The organism is Gardnerella pickettii (assembly GCF_029226345.1).
Classification (GTDB): domain Bacteria; phylum Actinomycetota; class Actinomycetes; order Actinomycetales; family Bifidobacteriaceae; genus Bifidobacterium; species Bifidobacterium piotii.
Window position 1 is genome coordinate 533,001 of record NZ_JAKNCU010000001.1, and the last position, 23,728, is coordinate 556,728.

At 39.3% G+C, this 23,728-nt stretch carries 21 protein-coding genes, 1 tRNA gene and 1 riboswitch; of the genes, 13 read left to right on the plus strand and 9 right to left on the minus strand.

From position 1 onward, the window contains the following. Positions 1 to 6 precede the first annotated feature (6 nt). From MAF46_RS02045 to MAF46_RS02055, 3 genes are all read right to left on the minus strand, one after another. Positions 7 to 312, minus strand: a complete 306-nt coding sequence (locus tag MAF46_RS02045; protein ID WP_004117809.1) for a YhbY family RNA-binding protein — start codon at positions 310 to 312, stop codon at positions 7 to 9. Positions 313 to 547: 235 nt separating this feature from the next. Next, positions 548 to 2,953, minus strand: coding sequence for an energy-coupling factor transporter ATPase (locus tag MAF46_RS02050; protein ID WP_018639261.1), 2,406 nt, complete (start codon positions 2,951 to 2,953; stop codon positions 548 to 550). Between the two features lie 58 nt (positions 2,954 to 3,011). Then, a complete protein-coding gene (locus MAF46_RS02055; protein ID WP_004130819.1) occupies positions 3,012 to 3,611 on the minus strand; it encodes an ECF transporter S component in 600 nt (199 codons plus the stop codon). A 5-nt stretch (positions 3,612 to 3,616) separates the two neighbouring features. Then, a riboswitch (FMN riboswitch) is annotated at positions 3,617 to 3,769 on the minus strand. A gap of 120 nt (positions 3,770 to 3,889) precedes the next feature. On the opposite strand from MAF46_RS02055, the gene MAF46_RS02060 reads away from it, so the two are divergent. Beyond that, complete coding sequence (locus MAF46_RS02060) at positions 3,890 to 4,906, plus strand: glycosyltransferase (RefSeq protein WP_004130820.1); 1,017 nt, start codon at positions 3,890 to 3,892, stop codon at positions 4,904 to 4,906. Positions 4,907 to 5,022: 116 nt separating this feature from the next. Here the strand turns inward: MAF46_RS02060 and adhP are convergent, their stop codons facing one another. After that, positions 5,023 to 6,033, minus strand: a complete 1,011-nt coding sequence (gene adhP / locus MAF46_RS02065) for an alcohol dehydrogenase AdhP (protein WP_004130822.1) — start codon at positions 6,031 to 6,033, stop codon at positions 5,023 to 5,025. 329 nt (positions 6,034 to 6,362) lie between these two features. Between adhP and MAF46_RS02070 the strand changes: the two genes are divergently transcribed. From MAF46_RS02070 to MAF46_RS02125, 12 genes are all read left to right on the plus strand, one after another. Then, a tRNA-Gly gene (locus MAF46_RS02070) sits at positions 6,363 to 6,438 on the plus strand. Between the two features lie 412 nt (positions 6,439 to 6,850). Continuing rightward, complete coding sequence (locus MAF46_RS02075) at positions 6,851 to 7,432, plus strand: hypothetical protein (protein WP_004130824.1); 582 nt, start codon at positions 6,851 to 6,853, stop codon at positions 7,430 to 7,432. Positions 7,433 to 7,695: 263 nt separating this feature from the next. Beyond that, entirely contained in the window at positions 7,696 to 9,753 is a 2,058-nt protein-coding gene (locus tag MAF46_RS02080; protein WP_060785985.1) for an AMP-dependent synthetase/ligase, read from the plus strand. Between the two features lie 126 nt (positions 9,754 to 9,879). Next, complete coding sequence (gene def / locus MAF46_RS02085) at positions 9,880 to 10,368, plus strand: peptide deformylase (protein ID WP_060785984.1); 489 nt, start codon at positions 9,880 to 9,882, stop codon at positions 10,366 to 10,368. Positions 10,369 to 10,637: 269 nt separating this feature from the next. Next, positions 10,638 to 11,438, plus strand: a complete 801-nt coding sequence (gene rpsB / locus MAF46_RS02090; protein WP_004130830.1) for a 30S ribosomal protein S2 — start codon at positions 10,638 to 10,640, stop codon at positions 11,436 to 11,438. Between the two features lie 29 nt (positions 11,439 to 11,467). Beyond that, complete coding sequence (tsf, locus tag MAF46_RS02095) at positions 11,468 to 12,319, plus strand: translation elongation factor Ts (protein WP_060785983.1); 852 nt, start codon at positions 11,468 to 11,470, stop codon at positions 12,317 to 12,319. Positions 12,320 to 12,474: 155 nt separating this feature from the next. Beyond that, complete coding sequence (locus tag MAF46_RS02100) at positions 12,475 to 13,902, plus strand: UTP--glucose-1-phosphate uridylyltransferase (RefSeq protein ID WP_020757638.1); 1,428 nt, start codon at positions 12,475 to 12,477, stop codon at positions 13,900 to 13,902. Between the two features lie 227 nt (positions 13,903 to 14,129). Next, on the plus strand, positions 14,130 to 16,058 hold the full coding sequence (locus MAF46_RS02105; protein WP_004130835.1) for a helix-turn-helix transcriptional regulator: 1,929 nt from the start codon (positions 14,130 to 14,132) through the stop codon (positions 16,056 to 16,058). A gap of 1 nt (position 16,059) precedes the next feature. Then, on the plus strand, positions 16,060 to 16,434 hold the full coding sequence (locus MAF46_RS02110) for a hypothetical protein (RefSeq protein ID WP_004130839.1): 375 nt from the start codon (positions 16,060 to 16,062) through the stop codon (positions 16,432 to 16,434). A gap of 10 nt (positions 16,435 to 16,444) precedes the next feature. Then, positions 16,445 to 19,027 carry a DEAD/DEAH box helicase gene (locus MAF46_RS02115; protein ID WP_004130841.1) on the plus strand — a complete coding sequence of 861 codons (2,583 nt, stop codon included), beginning with the start codon at positions 16,445 to 16,447 and terminating at the stop codon, positions 19,025 to 19,027. A 58-nt stretch (positions 19,028 to 19,085) separates the two neighbouring features. Further along, positions 19,086 to 19,433 (plus strand): RNA polymerase-binding protein RbpA, encoded by a 348-nt coding sequence (locus MAF46_RS02120; RefSeq protein ID WP_004130843.1) that lies wholly within the window; start codon positions 19,086 to 19,088, stop codon positions 19,431 to 19,433. An 81-nt stretch (positions 19,434 to 19,514) separates the two neighbouring features. After that, positions 19,515 to 20,234, plus strand: a complete 720-nt coding sequence (locus MAF46_RS02125; protein ID WP_004130844.1) for an HAD hydrolase-like protein — start codon at positions 19,515 to 19,517, stop codon at positions 20,232 to 20,234. 200 nt (positions 20,235 to 20,434) lie between these two features. On the opposite strand, the gene MAF46_RS02130 is transcribed toward MAF46_RS02125, so the two are convergent. The 5 genes from MAF46_RS02130 to MAF46_RS02150 are packed head-to-tail and all read right to left on the minus strand — an operon-like array spanning position 20,435 to position 23,722. Beyond that, on the minus strand, positions 20,435 to 20,953 hold the full coding sequence (locus MAF46_RS02130) for a MerR family transcriptional regulator (protein WP_060785982.1): 519 nt from the start codon (positions 20,951 to 20,953) through the stop codon (positions 20,435 to 20,437). A gap of 30 nt (positions 20,954 to 20,983) precedes the next feature. Further along, positions 20,984 to 21,424, minus strand: coding sequence for an FHA domain-containing protein (locus MAF46_RS02135; RefSeq protein ID WP_016635312.1), 441 nt, complete (start codon positions 21,422 to 21,424; stop codon positions 20,984 to 20,986). An 18-nt stretch (positions 21,425 to 21,442) separates the two neighbouring features. Beyond that, entirely contained in the window at positions 21,443 to 22,324 is an 882-nt protein-coding gene (locus tag MAF46_RS02140; protein WP_081090848.1) for a DUF881 domain-containing protein, read from the minus strand. A gap of 14 nt (positions 22,325 to 22,338) precedes the next feature. Beyond that, complete coding sequence (locus MAF46_RS02145; RefSeq protein ID WP_004130859.1) at positions 22,339 to 22,671, minus strand: small basic family protein; 333 nt, start codon at positions 22,669 to 22,671, stop codon at positions 22,339 to 22,341. A 19-nt stretch (positions 22,672 to 22,690) separates the two neighbouring features. After that, positions 22,691 to 23,722 carry a DUF881 domain-containing protein gene (locus MAF46_RS02150; protein WP_060785981.1) on the minus strand — a complete coding sequence of 344 codons (1,032 nt, stop codon included), beginning with the start codon at positions 23,720 to 23,722 and terminating at the stop codon, positions 22,691 to 22,693. Positions 23,723 to 23,728: the final 6 nt, after the last annotated feature.

The following is a 23,728-nucleotide window of genomic DNA, read 5'->3' on the forward strand; positions in this document are numbered from 1 at the left end:
AGAGTTTTATTCACGAACAAGCATAATGTGGTCAATATCTTCGCGATTTGAAACGCGGAACAGCACAAAGCGGTTGCCAATTACTTGAACGACTTCTGCACCAAGATGTTCTGCGAGTTCCTGCGCAGCTTCTTTAGCACTTAAGCCAGAGCCATCTTGCACAGCGCACTTCATAAGCTCGTGAGATTGCATTGTTTCGTCTGCTTGCTTAACAGCAGCATCGCTAATATCGTTTTTTCCAACGTAAAGCAATGGGCTTAAAGTGTTAGCGAGCGCGCGCAATTGCTTAATTTGCTTTTTAGTTAATGCCATTATTTTCCTTCCAAATCGCGTTCAACATGCATAAAACGTTAAAACGCCAATTTTCAAAACATTAAAACGTCAAAACGCTATATTGTTAAACGCAATTATCAACAACCAACTATCGACTATTGATTATCTACTTGTAACGCTTAAATTTTCAATGCTTATCGGATTATACATTAACCGTAAGAATCCGCGTTCAACACGTTCAATGAGTTCAATATACAAATATTCCAATTATCAGTTATATAAATATTCCAGCAAAAATTATTCCGCACACAATGCCTAATGTAATTATTAAAAGCGCAAAGTCTTTTATGTGAATTTTCTCTGTATGTAAGTGTGTGCGTTTAGCTCCAGGAACGTAGCATCTGGAATCTAGCGCAAGTCCCAGTGTGTTTGCGTGCCGAATCACGCTTGCAAATCCTGGAACTATAAGAGATGTTATTGCTTGCAATCGCTTTTTTATAGACCCGTCTTTTATGTTTCCGCCTCTTGCAATTTGAGCTAAAGCAACAGATTCTGCTTCTTTTGCAAGAGTTGGCAAAAATCGTAAAGCAAGGCTCATAATAAGAGCAATTTCTTGACTTGGCAATCCTACGCTTTTAAGAGGCGAAATAATAGACGCGCATGCTTCAGTCAATCGCGTTTGGCTTATGGTTAGTACAATTATTGACCCGATTAGTATAACAAGCGAAAATCTTGAAGCGAAAAGTATTGCAAACTTTATTCCATCGTCTGTTATTAATATCGGTCCGATTCTAAAAAGTCCTCTTCCAGAATGCACAACTAGAAGATTAAACAATCCAGAAAATACGAATATTGCAATAAACATGTGCAATGACAAGAATAATTTTATAGGCGATATTCTAGCGAGAAATATTAGAGCAAGCGTTGACAGTGCAAGAATTCCTAGTTGATAGAAGTTTGTAATGCTAAACGCGCTAAACATAAGAATTAAGCATGATATTAGTATTATTCGCGTATTGAATAAGCTTAGCAATGACTTATTTTTGTTTTCGCTACCATTCTCGCTAGCATTTTCAAGCTTTTCGTCTTGTGCGTGTTCTTGAATTTCCTTCTTTTTGCGCGAATCTAACGTAACTATGCGCGCTCCAAGTGCTTTTGCTTCACTAAAATCGTGCGTAATAACAATAATTGTTACGCCTTTATTGTGTAAATCGCTTAAAATTTTTAGCACGATTTTTGCATACTCAAAATCTAATCCTGCTGTAGGCTCGTCTAAAACCAAGATTTTTGGATTGCAAGCCAAAATTCCCGCGATTGCTGCTAATCGTTGCTGGCCTCCAGAAAGCTCGAATGGGGATTTTTGCGCTAAATGTTCAATATGCAATGATTTTAGTGCGTTCAATACTATGGAACGCAATTCGCATCCCTCTAATCCAAAGTTTTTTGGACCGTATGCTACGTCTTCAAAAACAGTTTGCGCAAAAAGTTGCTGTTCTGGCAATTGCATAACGTAACCAATGTTTTTGCGAATTCCTCGCATTTGTGATTTGCTTGTTTTCTCGCTAATTTTTATTCCGTTTACGCAAATAGATCCAGAATCGTATTTAATAAGTGCGCATATTGCTTTTGCGAGCGTGGATTTTCCACACCCGTTTTTTCCCATTATTGCAACGATTTCGCCTGCTTTTACGCTTAGAGAATAGTCTCTTATTATTGGATTTTGACTATTTGCATAGCTCACACTTAAATTAGATATTTCAATTGCTGCATTCTTGTTTGTTTTATTCGAATCACGTTTATTTTTGCTTTCTGCATTCGAATTTTCTGCATTTGATTTTTCTACATTTTCCGTCATGCTTTTTGATCCAATAACAGCTGGCGATTTTTCCGCGTAGAATTCTTCTAATTCCAATAAACTTACATCACGCAATTTTCCATTTTCTAGCATTAATATTCGATCCGCATTTTTGCATTCGCTAATCTTATGTGTTACTTGAACGATTGTTGTGCCGCGCGTTTGTAATTTGTCAAAAAGCTTATTTACGTCTGCTTTTGCGCAAGAATCAAGCATGCTTGTAGGCTCATCTAATACAAGAAGTTTTGATTTTGTAGCAATCGACGACGCAATAGCAACGCGCTGCTGCTGACCTCCACTCATATTGCTTGGGTCGCTAAAACGGTGATTTTCCATGTTTACAGCGCGTAAAGCTTTGCTTATATTTTGCTTCATAAATTCTTTAGAAGCGCACAAGTTTTCAAGCCCAAAAGCAACATCGTCTTCTACAACTGTTGTAACGATTTGGTCTTCTGGGCTTTGAAACAATGCTCCAATAGATTCTCGTGCTTTTTGGTACGCTTTTGAATCAACATTGTTTGCTTCAAAAACTTTTATTCCGCATAGCGTAACAATTCCAGAATCTGGGGAAGAAAGTCCTGCAATAATTTTAGCTAGCGTGGACTTTCCACTACCATTTTTGCCGATTATTGAGATTCTTTGACCATATGCAATTTCAAGATCTATTCCGTCTAGAATCCAAGTTTTTCCGCCATCATAGCTAAAGCGAACTTTTTGCAAAGAAACAGCATTATCTTTTTTAGCACAATAATCCGTATTGCTTTTTTCGTCTTTGTAGCTTGTTTTGTCACTTGCTTTATCTTGAATAACTTTATTGCTTTGCATAATTAGCTTGCTTTTTACTTAATTGACTAATGCTATTTTGGCTAATGCTATTTGTTTACTATTTGTTGTAGTTAAGAAGTTTTGAAACAGGCTTATAAACAAGCATAGTTACTACGCAATGAATCGCAAGCTTAATCACATTAAACGGTAGCAGAGCTGGAACTATAAGAGCAGCAACTTGCTCAACGCTAATATGAGCATAAAGCGGCGTAATAATAAGATTTCCGACTATTGCAAGAGCAATCGCAACTACAGAGCCAACCACAAGCGAAATAATAGCGCCTTCTTTGGTTCTAATTTTTTTGTAGACGATTGCAGCGCTAACAGAAGCGCCCATTGAAACCAATATTGCCATTATTGCGCCAAACGGGTTAGTGAAGAAGTGTGGAGCAAATCCTAGTACGCTTACGATTGCAGCGGCGAATGGTCCGTATGCAAATCCTGCAATTAAACACACAATTCCCGAAGGATCGTATTTAAGGTAGTTTACGTCTGGAATAAGTGGAAATTCTATAAAGCTTACAGCAATAGAGAGCGCAACGAATAGCGCGTATTTAGCAATTTTTTCGCTTGACCAATAGTTTGTGCCAGAGTAAGTTGCGTGATTATTTGCTGTGTGATTGCTTGTTTTATGATTATTTTCGCGTGAAATGCTCATTAGAGCCTCCGTTTCTTTCATCCGGACTTTAACCGTTGGCTTCGGATTTTAACCGAATCAGCAGCAGTGGTGCCGCTCGCGGGCTTCGAGACAATTCACTAATTCAAGAATTACCTCGTTACCGCCAGTAAGGATTTTCACCTTCCCTGAAACTACACTTTATTTTTATCTTATGCTAAGAACATTTATTGCTAAGTGCTAAGAACATTTAGCACGTTTGGGTAACTTTTGACTTGTAACGTTTTTTTGATGGCAATGCTAAGTGTAAGATTAAAAGCATGAGTGAAATTACGAATACTTCTGTTAATTCTATAGATAAGCTTGCGATTATTGTTGTTACTTATAAGCGCCAGGAGCTTCTTGCAAATCTTTTTAAATCTTTTGAGTGCCTGAATCAATGCCCTTGGCGAATTATTATTGTAGACAACGAAAGTAGCGAAAAAACGCGCAAAATGGTGTATGATCTAGGCGATATTCTTTCGCGCAGATGGGGCGCTTCTAGCGCGGACGATTCTGGCGATTCAAACCGCGTTGTTTACGCGCCACAAAGTAGCAATCTTGGGGGAGCTGGCGGTTTTAGTGCTGGCGTTAAAAAAGCGTATGAGCTTGGCGCACAATGGTTTTGGGTTATGGACGATGATGTTGAAACTGTTCCAGAATCTATTGAGCGTCTTTGCAAGTGGACTAAAAGCCACGATGTTATTCAAGGAAGCCGTTTAGACTACGACGGTGGCGATTTTTATTGGCAATATAACTTTATTGTTTCTCTTGGAATTCCTAATCCAATCGCTCCAGCAGCATTTGGGCCATCGGGCTACCGCGTTATGAACACAATGTGCTTTGAAGGTGGATTGTTTAAGCGCAATATTGTAGAGAAAATCGGACTTCCAGATTCGCGCTACTTTATTTATTGGGATGACACTACTTATGGCTATCTTGCTAGCAAAGTTACGAATCCGATTGTTGTAAATGACATTATTCTTCGCAGAACTCGTAATATTCCTAATTGGGATATTGCTGGTGTTCGCCAACTAAATTCCACTTCCGACATGAATCGTTACCATATTATGAGAAATCGTGGCTTTATGGCGCGCTACTTTATGATCCACGGAGATTTTAGACCATTTATGTTTGCTCTTGGAACAGCATTAACTGCTGCAAAAGAGCTTATTAGGCTTGTTGCTGTAAATCGTGAGCATATTTTAAGTGGCGTTAAAAAGCTTTTTACTGGTTGGATTGCAAGCAGAAAAATTTTGCATGATCCTAATTGGAAGCCAATGCCTCCGTTGAAATAGTGTGCAAAAATTAAGTTTTAAAACATCTTAAAGCATCTTAAAACTTCTTAAAACATAAACTAGAAGCCACCTAGCGTTTGCTAAGTGGCTTCTAGATTTTTATTTTATCTCTTTTTTCAGTGGGAGAGGTCAATTACCATTCGACCGCGAATCTTACCGCTGAGCATCTCATCGAAGATGTCGTTAATGTCTTCCATCTTGCGCATATGGCATTTTGGAACAACCTTGCCTTCAGCACCAAACTGGAACGCTTCTTCCAAATCCTTACGAGTTCCAACAAGGGATCCAACCAAGCGGATTCCGTCGAGAACAAGGCGAGGGATGCTGAGTTCCATATCTTCTGGTGGAAGACCAACAGCTGCAACAGTGCCGCCTGCTCGTACAGAGTCAACTGCACAGTTAAAAGCATCCTTGCTTACAGCGGTTACAACAGCGCCATGAGCGCCGCCTACCTTCTTCATAGCAAATTCAGGAACATTTTCCTTAAGTGGGTTCACGCACAAATCTGCGCCATATTCCTTAGCAAATTCAAGCTGAGCATCGTTAACATCTACTGCGATTACGTGCGCACCAAATACGTTCTTTGCATATTGCAACGCAAGATTACCAAGACCGCCAAGACCGAATAAAATAAGCCATTCGCCTGGATGTACGCCAGATTCCTTAATAGCCTTGTAGGTTGTAACGCCAGCGCAAGTGATGGAGCTTGCAGGAGCTGGATCCAAGCCTTCTGGGACCTTTACTGCATAGTCTGCTGCGACGATGCACTCTTGAGACATGCCACCATCGGCAGTGTATCCTGCATTCAAAACGCTACGGCAAAGTGTTTCTCGGCCAGTGGTGCAATATTCGCAATGTCCGCAACCCTTAAAGAACCATGCTACAGATGCACGGTCGCCTGGCTTTAATGTTGTAACACCAGGGCCAACTTCCTTAACAATACCAATACCTTCGTGGCCAAGAACAACACCAGTTTTATCGCCAAAATCTTGGTTCTTAACGTGAAGATCGGTGTGGCATACGCCGCAGCACTCCATATCGAGTAAGGCTTCGCCAAATTCCAATGGACGAAGTTCCTTCTCTACAACCTGAGCCTTCTTATCTTTGGTTGCAACAATAGCCTTCATAGAAACCTCCTTGTTCTATGCTTCATCTTTGAAAAACATTGCTTTTTCAGTTTTCTTTTACCTGTTTGGTAAAAGCTATCTTTTATTCTACATTATTTTTACGATTTTTCATGATAAAAATCACATTTTAATAAAAATTTTTATAAAAATTTATGGCTTAATGATAATAATTATCGTATTCAATATTTTTCTTATCGTTTTCTTATCTTTTTCTTATACTCAACACTCCGTAAAATTGCTTGAATACAGCAGAAAATCACTATATATTTTTTTATTTTTGATTATAACTTGCATTCAACAATAAATCAGGCTACTATGGCATCTTGTTTGCGGATATAGCTTAGTTGGTAAAGCGCAACCTTGCCAAGGTTGAGACCGCGGGTTCGAGTCCCGCTGTCCGCTCCATTTTTTATGTCTCAGCAGACTGTCCTCATATCTACTGAGATTTTTTATTTTCTATTACATGTCTCAGCACGTATGCCAGCTTTCGGTGTTATAGGCAGCCAAAAGGGTATAGGCCAAAACTGTGTAAAGCTAAGCTGATGAATATTCTGAAAATAGAATTAGTCAGCTTAGCTTTGGACTATAAAGCAATTCTTTTTATTCAATGTGTATAACTTTTGTTAGATAATCCTTGATTTTTCGGTGAAAATTCAAGCGTTATGAATGTTTTATCCACATATTAAATTAACTCTTTTATTTTTTGCAATAAGCTGTATGCTTTACTTAAACATTAGAAAATAATGTGAAAACAAAATTAACAAATAAGGAATTAAAAAATAAATGACTTGACAAAATTTTAGGAAAGAAGGAGAGAATGAGAAATTTTTCTAACACTCTGTTATATGCAAACGACGATGATAATGAGACATTTTGGGAGGTTATTAATAGTAACTTCCCAGATCAAGTAGATCCGTCGCGGTTCCAGACTAAAGATAGAAGACCTTTTCCAGTTTATGAAGGTTTAATACCAGTTGGGTCTTCTCGCTCAATGGCAAGTTATCACGTATCATCGTGTTTCAATAATACGCATGGTAAAAAGATGTACCTATATCTTGCAATGCAAATATGCAAAGTAGCGTGCATAGTAGGTGATATTTCTCACGGCAGGCCAATATCGCCAGAGATGAAAAGAGCATTAACAAAAGAGTGTATATACAAACTCGAGAATATGTGGTACTTGATTAATGAATGCTACAAAGATAAGCATAATGAGGCAGAAGTTTCTAAGCTAAGAAGTAATCCAACAATACCGAAGATGATAAACGGAATACTGGTTTCTCCATCACAATTAGAGGCAGTTGTTTTGCTTCATATTGGAGATACAGAATATTGGACATCTTTAACACTTAGATTCATAATGGGAAAATGGGTTTGCACGTTAGCAGATATAGGTTAGGTTTTACCTAATCGTAGTTTGCATAATATGAATTTTAAGTAGTTATTGATTCAATTAAGTATGTACATGCATAAACATGTTGGATTATTTAGCTTATTTGAGTAACGCCCCTAGAATATAATTTGCATTTGCTGTTTTACTCAAGGGGTTTTCTAAATCGTTATTTGTTAAATTGTTATTTTGTAAAAAACGCTAATTTTCTGTGCATATTTTTGTATCTTCATAGTTTTGTGTTGGCATGCTTATACCGTACAATTAAGAATATGCTGCGAGAATTTTCTGTAGAAGACATTCACCCAACTAACGATGGTGACACAATTTATTCATTGCTTGCCAATAGGGCAATGCGAGACCCGCAAGGTGTGATTGCACAATGGCAAGATGACAATACTCGTCAATGGCACGATGTTAGCGCATCACAGATGCTATCCAAAGTTCGTTCTACTGCAAGAGGCTTAATCGCTCTTGGCGTTAAGCAAGGAGACAAAATCGTTATTTACTCTCCAACTTGTTATGAATGGGGTGTTGTGGACTTTGCGTGCGCTTGTATTGGTGCTGTTAGCATACCTATTTACGAAACTGACTCCGCTCTTCAAGCTGCAGATATTATTTCGGAAGTAAAGCCTGTTATCGCTTTTGCAGGAGACGACGAGCATGCGCAATGCTTGGAAAGAGTTCGTCAAGACAATAAGCGAATTTCATTAAAAACGGTTTTTAACTTTAAGGCCAATGGTATTGATGCTGTTATTGATTTTGGAAAATCAATAAGCGACGATGAGCTAAATAATGCTATTAATCAAATAAAAGCAGATGATTTAGCAACTATTGTTTACACTTCTGGCTCTACTGGCAAGCCAAAGGGAGCAATGCTTACTAATAGAAACTTTACGCACATTGTTTACGCAGCATACGATGTTCTAAACGACATGTTGTATAAGCCAAGTAGAATACTTCTATTCCTTCCTCTTGCACATTGCTTTGCAAGGTATATTCAATATGTTGCAGTTGGAGCGAATGGCGTTATTGGATATGTTCCAAACGCTAAACATTTGTTGGCAGATTTGCGTAGTTTTAAGCCTACGTATTTGCTTGGCGTTCCTCGAGTGTTTGAAAAAGTTTATAACGCAGCATCTCAAAAAGCTGGAGCTGGAATCCGCGGTAGAATCTTTGCTAAGGCTGTTCAGCATTTTGTTGAGTGGTCTAAAGACGAAGTCGAAGGAAAATCGCATTCTATTTATGCAAAATTGCAGCACGATTTTTATATGAAGACTGTTGGTTCTTCTATAAGATCTGCACTTGGTCCTAATTTAGCGTGGCTAGCTTGTGGTGGTGCTCCAATAAATGCAGAGCTTGCTCACTTCTTTAATGGATTAGATGGAATAACTTTTATTCAAGGTTATGGAATGACGGAAACAGCTGCTCCATGTGTTGTTAACTTTGAGCATGCTAATCAAGTTGGTTCTGTTGGAAAGCCTGGTCCTGGAATCACAATTCGCATTGCAAATGATGGCGAAGTTCTTGTAAAAGGTCCTAATGTTTTTGTTGGATATTACGGAAAGCCAGAGCTTACTGCAGGAGTTATTGACCAAGATGGATGGCTTCATTCTGGCGATTTAGGCGAGATTGATGATGAGGGCTTCTTAACAATTACTGGCAGAAAAAAAGACATTATTATCACTGCTGGTGGAAAGAACATAAGTCCTGCTCCTCTTGAAACCATTATTGCAAAGTGTCCTATTGTTTCGCATGCAGTGGTTGTTGGAGATGGAAAGCCATTTGTTTCTGCTCTTATTGAGCTTGAGCCAGATATGGTTCGTTCTTGGCTTAATAATCAAGGAATGGATGAGACTATTCCAATGAAAGATATTGCACAAAATGATGCAATCCGATCTGTTGTTCAGCAATTTATTGATCAAGCTAATAGCACAGTTTCTAGAGCGGAGTCTATTCGTAAATTTGTTATTTTAGACGAAGAATTCTCTCAAGATGCTGGTACGTTAACGCCAAGCATGAAGGTTGTGCGTCCAAAGGTTTTGAAGAAATATAGCGATATTATTGAAACGCAGCTTTATGCTCCAAAACCTAATAGTAGGCCACTTCCTGCAACGGTTAAGATTTTAGATAAAACAACCGAGACTGTTAAGCAGGCTCAAGAAACTGTTAAGCAAGCTCAAGAGGTTGTTACTCCTAAAGTTAAGCAAGCTATTGATCAAGCTGCAACGCATCTGAAGCGTTTTGGAGAAGATTTGCCTTTGCAGTCCGATTCTAAGGAATCTTATTCAAATAATGAAGATGGAGTAAACCAAACCGTTAGTGAATAAGATTATAAAATAAAATACTAATAGGCTAATTAACAATTGCAAATACAGATTTACAGATGGTATTACTATAAAGTTTGTATAATTGTGGATTGCGATTTTAATTAGCTTTTTGTTTTAAGGAGTGCCGTGACTATTAGACAAATCCGAGTTGTTCCAGACCCTGTTCTTAGAACGCCTTGTGATGAAATTCGCGAGATTACGCCATCTGTTAGAAGTCTTGTAGAAGATTTATTAGAAACTGTAAACGATCCAGGTCGTGCAGGACTTAGCGCGAACCAAATTGGTGTTAATCTTAGAGCATTTTCTTATAATATTGATGGAACAATAGGCTATATTTTGAATCCCGTTATAGAAGAGCTTAGTGGAGAACAATACGGAGATGAGGGCTGCTTATCGGTTCCAGGATTGTGGTACAAGACCCGCAGAGCTGATTATGCTAGAACAAGAGGAATAGATCTAGACGGTAAAACTGTTGTTCTAGAAGGTAAAGGCTTAATGGCCCGCATGATTCAACATGAATGTGACCATCTTGATGGTCATGTGTATATTGACCGTTTAGAAAAAGATGTTAGAAAGCAAGCTTTACGCCAATTGCGCAATAGCTCTTCTAAGTAGCTAATTCAATAAATTATTGCGATTTTTTATAGAGATTGATTACAAAGTTAGTATAAAGCTTCTGCTATAATATGACTCTGCGTATTCGCTTTGAGCATGAGTGTTGTCGCGTTATACGATTGCTCGTTTTTTATTGTCTATCAGAATGCGCATATACGCGCCATGTACGCGTCCGTTCGTGTCGGTCGGCTTGGATTTAGTTATATGCTAGCCAAGTTGCATGCGAACAGACATGGCCAGGCAAGAACCGACAAGAAAGGTATATAGATATGGCACAGATTACCATGAGCGAAATGCTGAAGGCTGGTTTGCACTTCGGTCACCAAACTCGTCGCTGGAATCCAAAGATGAAGCAGTTCATTCTTACTCAGCGCAATGGTATTCATATCATCAATTTGTTCAAGTCGCTCGACATGATCGACAAGGCTTATGACTTTATTAAGCAGACTGTTGCTCACAATGGCACTGTTTTGTTTGTGGGTACTAAAAAGCAGGCTCAAGAAGCTGTGCAAAATCAGGCTACTCGCGTAAACATGCCTTACGTAAGTGAGCGCTGGCTCGGCGGTATGTTGACTAACTTCCAAACTGTTTCTACTCGCGTAAAGCGTTTGAAGGAACTCGAGGAAATGGACTTTACCGACGTTCGTGGATCTGGTTTAACCAAGAAGGAACTTTTGCTTCTTGAGCGCGAAAAGGATAAGCTTTCCAAGCAGCTCGGCGGTATTCGCAATATGAACCGTACTCCTTCTGCAATGTTTGTTGTAGACATTAACAAGGAAGCTTTGGCTGTTGAAGAAGCACACAAGCTCGGTATTCCAGTTGTGGCAATCGTTGACACCAACACCGATCCAGAATCCGTTGAGTATCCAATTCCAGCAAACGACGATGCAATTCGTGGCGTAGAGCTTCTTACAAGCTTGATGGCCGATGCTGTTGCAGAAGGTTTGCTTGATCACGCTGGCAAGGGTGCAAAGGCTGAAGATGCCAATGCTCAGCCAATGGCAGCATGGGAAAAGGAACTGCTCACTAAGGAATCTGAACAGTCCGACAATGAAGCCAAGGCTGAATAAGCCTGTTGGCAGTTAATGAGGAGAACAAAATGGCAGCAATTACTGCAGCGTTGATTAAGCAGGTGCGCGAAGAAACTGGCGCAGGCATGATGGACGTTAAGAAGGCTCTTACTGAAGCCGAAGGCGATGTAGCTCGCGCTAAGGAAATCATCCGCGCTAAGGGCATTCAGGCCGCTGGCAAGCGTGAAGGTCGCAAGGCCCAAGAAGGAACCGTTGCTTCTAAGGTTGTTAAGACTGCAGAAGGCGAAACTGGTTATGCAGTTGAGTTGAATTCCGAAACTGACTTTGTTGCTAAGACACCAAAGTTTGTTGAATTCTCCGAAACTGTGTTGAACAATGCTATTGAAGCCAATGCTTCTAATGCAGAAGAGCTTCTTGCCGCTAAGGCTGGAGATGCTACTGTTAAGGAAGAAGTTGAAGAAGCATCAGCATTGTTTGGCGAGCACGTTAAGGTTGGCCAGATTGCCAAGGTTAACGGTCCTCACGTTGAGGTTTACGCTCACAAGAAGTCCGTTGAATTGCCTCCAAGCATTGTTTCTATGATTGCTACCGACGAAGCAGGCGCTAAGGTTGCTCACGAAGCTGCTTTGCAAATTTCCGCTATGGGTGCTCAGTGGCTCCGCCGCGAAGACGTTCCAGCAGATGTGTTGGAGTCCGAGCGTCGCGTTGCTACCGAAAAGTCCTTGGCAGAAGGCAAGCCAGAAAAGATCGTTCCAAAGATTGTTGAAGGCCGTTTGAACGCATTCTTCAAGGAAACTGTTCTTCTTGAGCAAGCTTATGTTAAGGATCCTTCCAAGACTATTGGCGACTTGTTCAAGGAAGTTGGCGGCTCTGCTTTAGCTTTCGCTCGTGTTGAGGTTGGCAAAGGCTCTGCTGAATAGTTTTTGCTAAGTTTCAAATAATTTTCTTTTACTGAAAACTATTTGAAATGTAAAAATGGACTTGCGTGTTTAACGCGTGAGTCCATTTTTGTTTGCAACATATTGTTTGAGCAGATAAACTATTAATCAAAATGCATACAGGGAGGCTGCGTTAAATGGACAACACTTTTGAATTGTCCGCTGCAAAGATGCGCGAACACGGTATGAGCGAAGTTGCTATTAGCCAATTTGAACGTCTTTATAAAGTGTGGAATGAAGCTAAAACTGGCGGATTTATTCGCGAAAACGCAGTAGAACCTATTAAGACTGTGCCAAATTTTCATGAGATTTATGAAACAATTGATCACAATAAAGCCGTTAACGCGTTTTCAAAAACAGCATTTATTAAGCTAAATGGTGGTCTTGGAACGTCAATGGGATTGTCTTGCGCAAAGTCGCTATTGCCAGTTAGAAGACATAAAGCTCGTCAAATGAGATTTATTGATATTATAATTGGTCAAGTTCTTACAGCGCGCCAACGTTTAGGCGTTGATTTGCCTTTGATTTTTATGAACTCTTTCCGCACGTCTAAAGATACTTTACAAGTATTAAAGCGTACAAAAAAATTTTCTCAAGAAAATATTCCTGTTGAAATTATTCAGCATCAAGAGCCAAAGCTTTTAGAGGAAACGGGTGAGCCTGTTTCTTGTTCTAAAGACAGTAGTTTAGAATGGTGCCCTCCGGGTCACGGTGACATTTTTTCAACTATTTGGGAATCTGGATTGTTGGATATTCTAAAGAAAAATGGCATTAAGTACTTGTTCATTTCTAACTCCGACAATTTAGGCGCAAGACCGTCTAGGACTCTTGCTCAGCATTTTGAAAATACTGGTGCATCAATCATGATTGAGGTTGCTAAGCGTACTCAAGCAGACCGTAAAGGTGGTCATATTGTTAGAAGTCTTGAAACTGGCAGAATGATGCTTCGCGAAATGACTCAAGTTGCTGCAGAAGATAGAAGAAGTGCGCAAAGTATTAATAAACATCCTTATTTTAATACTAATAATATTTGGATTCGTGTTGATGCTTTGCAAAAGATTCTTAAAAAATATAAAGGTGTTCTCCCTCTTCCAGTTATTTGCAATCACAAGACTGTTGACCCAACTGATGATTCAAGCGAAAAGGTGATTCAGCTTGAAACTGCTATGGGCTCTGCTGTTTCTCTTTTTGATGATGCAATTTGCGTTGAGGTTGATAGAATGCGATTTTTGCCTGTAAAGACAACTAACGATTTGTTTATAATGCGTTCTGATCGCTTCCATCTTACGGATTCTTACGAGATGGAAGATGGCAATTACATATTTCCAAATGTGGATTTAGATCCACGATTTTATAAGACTATTGATGATTTTAACGAAAGATTCCCGTATTCTGTTCCAGCTTTGGCGGCTGCAAAATCTGTTACAATACGAGGCGATTGGACTTTTGGAAGTCAAGTTTCTATGTTTGCGGATGCTGTTTTAGAAGATACGGGGGAGCCAAGCTACGTTCCAAATGGCGAATTTGTGGGGCCTCAGGGCATTGAACCAGATGAGTGGGTGTAATCACAAAATAAATTCATTCGGGCGTGTCGTGTGGAAAATGGCCTTATTCCAACGTTTTTATAGTGTTGATTAATGGCTTTTTAAGAAAATTGATGACTTTTTTTGAAAATGTCCACACGTATGGCAAAACACCATTAAAATAGTTAAGGTGTGTGTTGAGAATTTAGCGTTTTTCGCATGTTTTTAACACAAGATGAAACTACAAAAGAAACGATACGTGAGGACAAATGGCAGAAGGAAGTAACGGAAGACGTCGTTTTTCCGATAAGTGGGGTAAACACGAGCTTGATGTGCTAGCTGTGTTGTCTTCCGCATTTCCACAATGGCTGACTTCGCGTCAGATTGCGCAACGAGTTAAGGCTTATGCCGATTCTTATGGAGAGCTTGCCGACCAAGCTGCAAAGGCTGCGTTTGCAAAGCAATTCCAAAGAGATCGTGCAAAGCTTGCAGCTATGGGTATTGCGATTGAATCTCGTCAGCCTGAATATTCTTCAAAGTCAGAAGGCCAAGATTTTGCATCTTACAGGTTGCAACTTGGTGACGAACCACGCGTGCGTATTCGTTTTGAACAAGAAGAGCTTCCTGTTCTTGCAGCTGCTAATTATTTAGCTCGCTCTATGTCGATTTCTTCTTCTGAATCGCGCAAAGTAGATCAGCAACATTCTTCTGCGTCTCGTACTGCTCCGCGCGTTCCTCAAACACCTATTCCTGGTTTGGGCTTAGATTCGATTGCTCCAGGGCTTGGAACTCAAACAATTCCAGACGCATTGGTTAAGGTTATTGATTCTAGAAGATTTGCAGCAACTGTTGACGTTGATGGTGAACATTTGAACGTTGCATACACTGATTCCGACGATTTAGCAATGTTTGTTCTTGAACATCCAGGTTCTTGCGTTGTAAGCCCTCAAGAAGCTGTGGACGCTTTCTATAGAAGGCTGAATGCTGCTACGCAATTCGTTGAATGCGACGAGAATTACGCTGATCAAAGCGTTGATTCTGCACGTTCTAATGCGGAAGACAATCAAGCCCTTTCGGAAAACGAGCCAGACAAGTCTCGTCAGAAGAAGACGTCTTTCCAAACTGGAAGCGAAGTAGATCGCAGACTTCGACTAATGCTTTTCCTTTCTGCTCATCTTGGAGAAGAATTCCCACTAAATGAGCTTGCTGTAAGATTCATTGGCAAACCTAAGAATGACGATGAACTTCGTAGATTTGTTGCGATTTTGCATAAAGACATTAATACGCTTACTACTGTTTCCGACGATGGCGAGATGGCAGGTAGCCAATTCTTCGATATTGATTGGTCTCTTTTAGAAGCCGAAGGTATTGTTTCCGCAACTAATTCGCTTGGTCTTGAGCGTTTAGCTGGAGTTTCTCAACAATATATGAGCATGCTTACGGCTTCTATCAACTACCTTGCGCATTCTCCTCTTTTGCCTGTTGAACAAAGAAATCAAGCCAAAGCGCTTTACATGCGTTTGCGTAGGCATGTTAGCCCAGGGGAGACTCCTTGGCTTAGCCTTACTGGTTACGAGGTGGAGCCTAGAAATTGTTCTGTTGTTCGCAGTGCTATTAGTGCTAATGCATTAATCGACATGGAGTACACGGACGGTGCTGGTAGAACGCGCAGAAAGATTGTTGCTCCTTCTAAGATTTTTGTTGATGAAGGCGTTTACTACGTTGCTGTTTGGACAGATGTTGAGGCTCAAACTCCACAAGATAAGCGTACTTTTGTTGCAAAAGACACTTCGATTAATAAAGCAAACGGTTTGCCTAGAATTTGGCAGGTTTTGCGCGTTGCAAGAATTGAGCGTGCAGAAGTTGTTAAGCCTATTTGCCCTGTAGAAATTCCAGATGTTCCAGTTAGCGAACTTAGAAAATGGAGTTTTGACAATGGCACTCAAACATGCTTTATTACAGATGAGCCAGATTTGAACTTCTTAAAGAGTCTTTCTGGAGCTACCATCGAGCCTTGTGGAACTGGTGTTAAGGTTCATTTAACGGTTTCTTCCGACTCTTGGTTTGTTGCATTTTGCATTGCTCACGCTCGTCATATTAAAGCTGTTTCTCCAGAAACTTTGCGCACTATGATTATTGCTCGAGCACAGCGAGAATTAAGCGTTAATAATAGCGATTGCCAAAACTTGGAGAATTAAAATGCCATGGTGGATTTGGCTTTTATTAACTCTTTTTATGCTATGCATGATTGGTGCAGGGCTTGCGTACGCGCTTAAATGCGCGTATAAAATTTTAACGAATTGCACAAGTTTTTATACTAAGGCTTATTCTTGTTTTGAAAAGTTGCAAAACAGTGAAGATTCGTTGAAAAAGGATTCATATCCATTTTTTACGCGTCCGATTTTCGATGCTGCGCAACGTGTAGAAGAGGCTCGAATTAGAGTTTTGAAGCGCCAAGAAAAAGTAGGGGATTCTCATAGGACTGTTTGGCAGCATTGGAATAATGTGTCTTTGCGCAAAGAAGATATTGACAATCCAATTTTTAATGAATCTAAAGAAACTAAAGGAAACTAAAGAATAGTTTATGACTACGCTCCCATTATCTCCGTCTCAAAGATTTAGTGCGTTTCGCAAGACTTTGCAACATTCTAAATCAATGGCTGCTAAATTTGAAAGCTCCTTAAGCTTTGATTTGGATGATTTTCAACTTGAGGCAATTGATGCTCTAGAAAATGGAGATAACGTTCTTGTTGCTGCTCCTACAGGTGCTGGTAAAACTGTTGTAGCAGATTTTGCTGTTTTTTTGGGTGTAAATCGCGGTGTTAAAACCTTCTATACAACTCCAATCAAGGCTCTTAGCAACCAAAAATATCATGATTTTTGCGAAGTTTATGGATCTAATAAAGTTGGTCTTTTAACAGGAGATACATCTGTTAACAGTGAAGCAGATATTGTTGTTATGACAACAGAAGTCTTACGAAATATGCTTTATGAGCGTTCAATAACACTTAATTCGCTTGGATTTGTTGTTTTAGACGAAGTGCACTATTTAGCAGATAAATTCCGAGGAGCAGTTTGGGAAGAAGTTATTATTCATCTTCCGCAAAGCGTTAAAATTATTGGACTTTCGGCAACTGTTTCTAATGTTGAAGATTTTAGCGCATGGATTTCTTCTGTTCGCGGAAACACTCATTTAATCGTAGATGAGCATAGGCCTGTTCCTCTTGAACGTCATGTTATTATCCAAAAAGATGGCCAAACAGAGCCAGAGCTTCTTAATCTTTACGATTCAGACAAAAATGGCAATCCAACGAATCGTGTAAATCTTGCTTTAACTAGAAAGTTAAGCCAGTGGGAAAATGCTGCTTTGCGCAAAAAATCTTCTTATTTAAGTAAAGATAAGAGATTCTCTAAAGGGCGATTTTCTAAAAGAAAATCGCGCGATCGCTCTAGTGATTTACAAAAAAATTCCAAGTCGTCTTTAACTGTTCGTCATACTCCTAAAAGATGGGCTGTTATTGACGAGCTTGATTATCTTAATATGCTTCCTGGGATTTACTTTATTTTCTCACGTTCTGGTTGCGATCAAGCTGTTCAGCAATGCTTAAACGCTGGTCTAGCTCTTACAAGCGATGAAGAGATGTACGAGATTCGTAGAATTGTTGATTCAATGATCTCGCAAAATAAGCTTTCTAAAAGTGACTTAAAAGCGCTTAGATTTGAACGCTTTAGATATGCTCTTGAGCAAGGATTTGCGGCTCATCACGCAGGTATGATTGCGATTTTTAGGCATATTGTTGAAACTCTTTTTGAGCGTGGTCTTATTAAGATTATTTTTGCCACAGAAACGCTTGCTTTAGGCTTAAATATGCCAGCTAGGAGCGTTGTTGTAGAAAAGCTAGTTAAGTATGATGGCACAGGTCATGTTCCTCTTACTCCTGGAGAGTTTACTCAACTTACTGGCCGAGCTGGCAGGCGTGGAATTGACGATATTGGTCATGCTGTTTTAATAGACAATCCTGATTTTGACCCAGCTAAAGCGGCTTCTCTTTCTAGTAAGCGTGTTTATCCTCTTCACTCTAGCTTTGTTCCAACTTTTAACATGGCGGTTAATCTTCTTAATAATAGCGATGCAAAAACAGCTCGAGTAACGCTTAGTAGCTCATTTGCTCAATGGGAAGCGAACGCTTCTGCAGCGCGCCTTTTGAGTCGTATTGAAGAGCTTCAAGAGGCGATTAGTGGCTATGAGCAAGCTTTCCATTGTTCTAATGGCGATTTTGCTGAGTTTATGACTCTTAGAATGCGCCTTAAAGACGCTCAACATGATCAGCGTAGAAAACTTAAGCATACGCTGTTTTCCAGCGATTTAGAGCGTTCAAATGCCTTCAAAGAGTTAGATAACAAAATTGCTAGTTTGCGTAGTCAAGAAAGAAACCATCCTTGCGCAAATTGCCCAGATATTCAGAGTCACTTGCATTGGGGCTATTATTGGGCCAGAGAAACAAAAGAGTTAAATCAAGTTAAAGAACGTTATAATTCTAGAACTGGTTCTGTTGCAAGATGTTTTGACCGTATTTGCAACGTTCTTTGTAGTTTGGATTACTTAAAAGAAACAGGTAATACGTTTGCTTTGACTAATAAAGGTCAGCTTCTTAGACGACTTTATAACGAGCTTGATGTTGTTTTTGCGCAAGCTATTTGCGAAGGTATTTTTAACGATTTAACTCCTATTGAGCTGTTGAGTTGTGTATCTTCTTTGGTTTATGAGTCTAGAGGTCCAGTTGGATTGGAGCCAAGAAGATATCCTGGCGGATTAGACGGCGCTGTATTCAATACTGTTTCTAGACTAAAGGAATTGTTTATGCGCATAAGCAATATGTGCTTAAATAATCATCTTGATGCGTTGAAATCGCTTGATTTTGGCGCAGTAGACCTTATATACGATTGGGCGCGAGGCGCTGATTTGCTTGATATTTTGCAAAATACAGATATTACGGGTGGGGATTTTGTTCGTTTTGCTAAAAGACTTATAGACTTGCTTAATCAGCTTGCTGTTCTTAGCGATTATTTAAGAATTTTGCCTAATGTAGACGATTCGTTAGCACACAAAGCATATGAAGCAGTTCAAATAATTAATCGTGGGGTAGTAGCCTATTGTGATGTTTAGTATTTATAGTCCGTGCAATTCGCTAGCTTTATAATGGAAACTAAAAGGAGAATATAATATGGCAGAACGCAGTTTACGTGGTATGAGCATTGGTGCAAAGTCGTTAGAATCCGACGATAATGTTGATTTTGCAGCTCGTAATGATGTTACATATGTTTGTCCTAAAGGGCATAGGACTATTCTCCCGCTTGCTCAAGGTGCAGAAGTTCCAGAAGAATGGGAATGCCGTTGCGGCGCTTTAGCGCATAAAGAAGGCGACGCAGATAGGCCAGATGATGATTTTAATAAGCCAACTCGAACTCATTGGGATATGCTTTTAGAGCGCAGAAGCGAAGAAGAGCTTAAAGCTTTGCTCGATAAGCGCTTGAAAATGCATCACGAAGGTTGGATTCCTGATTACGAGTAGTCTTTGATGTGTAGTTTTACTTTAATTTTGTGATTAATCACTAATATTAATTATTTAATTTAGGATTTTAGGGAAAACTCCATGAAAGTTGTTTTGCTTGATTTAGATGGCACTTTGACTCAATCTCATATGGGAATTATTGCGTGTGCTAAAAAAGCTATGAGCGATTTAGGAATGCAAATTCCAGACGATGAAGAGATGATGCGTTTTGTAGGGCCGTCTATTCTTGAATCTTTTCAACGAAATGGCATGCCAGAAGATTTGCAATTAGAAGGCGTAAAGTTGTATAGAAAGTATTATTCCGAAGTTGCAACTTTTACAGATCCTAAAAATCCTAGTGGTAGTAAAATCACTGGAAGTCTTTTAAATAGTGTTTATGAAGGCATTCCAGAACAATTAAAGAAACTACGTGAATCTGGATATTATCTTGCTACAGCATCTTGCAAGCCAGAATATCAAGTTAAGCCTATTTGTGATTATTTTGGTTTAACAGATTTGATTGATGGAATTTACGGCGCAAGTGCCGATATGTCTAGAATTAAAAAAGACCAAGTTATACGTTATGTTCTAAAAAATATTGGTTTTGACTATTCGCTAGACAAAGCATTAATGGTTGGCGATCGATGGACGGACGCAGATGGCGCATTAGCTTGCTACATTGATTGTCTTGGTTGCGCTTGGGGCTACGCAGAGCCTGGTGAGCTTAAAAAGCACGGTGCTTATAGGATTATTGACAATGTTTGTGATTTGAGCATTGCTATTGATGAATATTTTGATAATTCTAATACTTTGCGCAAATAATATTTATATAAAAATAATTCTATATAAGTATCCGATAATGTACGTTATGTCAGATTTGTTATAAATCACGAATAAAACACACTACATAAGAATTAGAGTCAGCACACCACTTTCATTTTTTATTATTCATTATTTTTTTATTCTTAATATTTCGATATTTTCAATATGATATAAATTTTATGATTTAAGATTCTTTAGTTTTAAGATTCTTTAGATAAATCAGCTCGTACTTGCTTAACAATGCATCCAACTGCGATTGCAAAAACAGCTGAGCCGCCCTCAAGCATGCTAAACATATTTTCTTGATTATTGTTACATTCCATAACAGATTGACCATCGCAAATTATTGTCATGCGCTCAAGATGATTAACACTATAACAATTCAAAAAAACTATAGCTTTTGTAACGTTTGTAAGATTTACGCCAGCGTCTAAAAGTCGCTTAGCAACCGCCATAATAGAAATATCCTTAAAAGAATATAAACGCCTGGATCCAGACCCGTGAGAAGGATTAATAGAAGGCTCAATAATGTTTTTTCTAGCCCAATAATCAAGTTGCCTATAGGTTATTCCAGCAATCTTCATTGCAACGCTTCCGCGATATCCTACGGACTCTTCTCCGTAGCTAGAAAAAGCAAACAACTCCCCCTGCACTGGCTGATTATTAGATTCGTAGAAATCCGCCAGTGCATTTTTGCTAGAAGAGTTTTTTAACACCATTATTGTTTATTATGTTTATTGTGTTTATCGCTATCGTTTACTAACAGCACTTTGCGTAAAGAACATTAAGCGATATTTGCCAATCATAATCTCATCGCCATTATTAAGAACTGCTTCATCAACTCGATTACGATTAACATAGGTTCCGTTTAAGCTGCCAGCATCTGCAATGCTAAAAACGTTTCCATTCCTTCTAAACACTGCATGCGCTCTAGAAACAGTAGAATCGTCAAGCATAATATCTGCTCTAGAGTCACGCCCAACCGATACAACATCTTCGTCTAGCAAATAACGAGACCCAGAAACTGCCCCACGTGTAGAAATAAGCAAAGCGGTGCCTGGCAGTAGTTTTGCTATTGTGTCTAAATCATCCTGTTTGAGTGGGCGGTCTGCGTTCGAGTTTATTGGAATAGTTATTGCTGGCATGCCAATAATGGTTGTTTCGCCAGCTGTAGGAATAGGTTCAGTCATAATTGCTATTTTACCTTCTTATTCGACTGGTTTTGCATATTGATACTGTTTTGGTTCGCGTGTTGAACGAATCTCAACCTCTTCAGGCGTTGAAACGTATACGGAAGCGCCAAATTTAACTTTTAATCTAGATCCAACTCCCCCTGCAATATTTACGGCGTTTTGCAAATTTTGCGCATCGCCAATAGCCTTAACTATGTAAGGAGGATTTATCTCGATTCCATCGCACAGCAATCCATGCTTAGTGTCGGAAATATAAGTAGAAGTAACAATGCGAATATCGTTAATAGACATAACTTCCACGCCAGCGTTGCGAAGCTCTTCTATAAGCTGAAACATAGTTGCAGCATCTACGCGCTCTTTTTCTCCAGCTGTAATATGAATAATTACACCTTTTCCAATTGCTGGAAGGCGACCAGAAATCAAGCCGCTTGTTTGCGAATTTTGCTTAGCAATTCTAGCAGCTTCTTCTTGCTTATTCACAGATGCTTTTAGAGAATTAAGCTGACTTGTTAATTCAAACTTTCGTTGTTCAAGATTTTGTATTTGAGAATTAGTTTCTGTAATCAATCGCGTAAGCTCATCTTCGCTCATAGTTTGGTACACAAGAGCACTTCGATTTACTTGAATCATATATGCAAAGCTAAGAAGAGCGCAAAGAAGCATAACAAGTAAGCCTGTTAAAATGCGCGTTCTAGTAACATGACCTTGCAAAGATGGCTTATTTTTGCGCTTAACGATTGGGAAGGAACCCGTTTGCGTGCGGTCACTTTCTCGATCTTTAGCATGCTGGCGATGAAGCCGTTTAACAATATTGTCTACATTTTTATCAATATTATTATCGCTTAATTCATTGTTTTTTACGCTGTTTTTTGAAGTATTCGCAAGTGGATGTTTCATATTATCCCCTGAATCTATCCCCTAAATATAAAACGACGAATTGCAGAAACGTTAGAGAAGATTCGTATTCCTAAAACAACAATAACAGCCGTTTGCAATTGTGCACCAACTCCAAGCTGGTTGCCAAGCAAGACTAAAAGCGTTGCAGCAATAACATTTGAGAAGAACGAAATAACAAACACTTTGTCGGAAAAGCTGCGCTCAAAATAAGCTCTAGCAGCGCCAAGAAGAGCATCTAGTGCAGCAAGCACCATGATTGGCAAATACGGTTGAATAACCACTGGAATATCTGGATGCACAACAATGCCAATAAGTGCTCCTAAAATCAATCCAAGAATAGCTGTCATAACCTATTTCCTATCTTTCCTATCTTCTACTAGTCAACTCTTTTGCAAAATTGACTTCTCCCGTTCCAGCTGCCGACAACTTTAAGTTATTAGTAGCTGAAACTTGTGGATTAATACCAGCATTTGTAAGAGAAGTAAACCATTCAGAATGCTTTTGAGAATTTAACTTTTCAATAAGGCTAGAGCTGTCTCCTATTGCCTCAATCGTATACGGGCTTTGAGTTTGATTAACTCCAACAAGAATCGTGGATCCTGCAGTACGAATCGATGTTTGAGAACCAATCCTGTATCCGTTAATTGATATTGCTTCTGCTCCAGCATCCCAAAGAATAGAAACAAAGATTTGAATATCTCGATCGCTAACAACCTTGATTCTAGCACCTTTAGACATTTCTCTAGGAAGAGAGCCATTAGAAACATCGTTACTTGCAGAAATAGGATTTGCAATAGTTAAAACAACACCAGGGCCATATACAGCGTGAGTGCCATTAGTCATGTTGTCGGATTTATCAACTTGATTTTCGTACGGAGTGTTAATTCTTTTAGACTCTTTGTCTACACTAGCGCGAAGCTTTGCAACTTCTTTAACAAGATTATCGAATCTGCTTGCGTGAGTCGTAAGCTCGTTCGCTAAAGATACGCGTATAGCTTTACGCGAATCAGCGTGTAGTTTACGTACGAATTGACTACCAACAGTACCAACAGCAATGCAAATTAAAAAAACAATTATTCTTGTAATCCAAAGACTAATCTTGCTAACATTTTGCTTATTTAGTCTAGAATCCATAAAAAGCGGATCAACTGGCCTGTTGCTTAAATCATCTATTAGTCTAAGAGAATAATCTTCAAGCCTACGATGCCTATCTCGATGCGATGAAAAAGTATACGATGAATTTGTAACGTGATGAGCGCCTAAATTAAACACGGATTTAGAAAATACTGCTCTGCGCTTAGAAAACAAAACAACAGTTGGAGCAGGAAAAGACTCTGGAGCTTTGCCACTAGAGGCATAATCTCCGCTTTGATTTAGATTAGAAGTCTTTTCCACCATGATTCA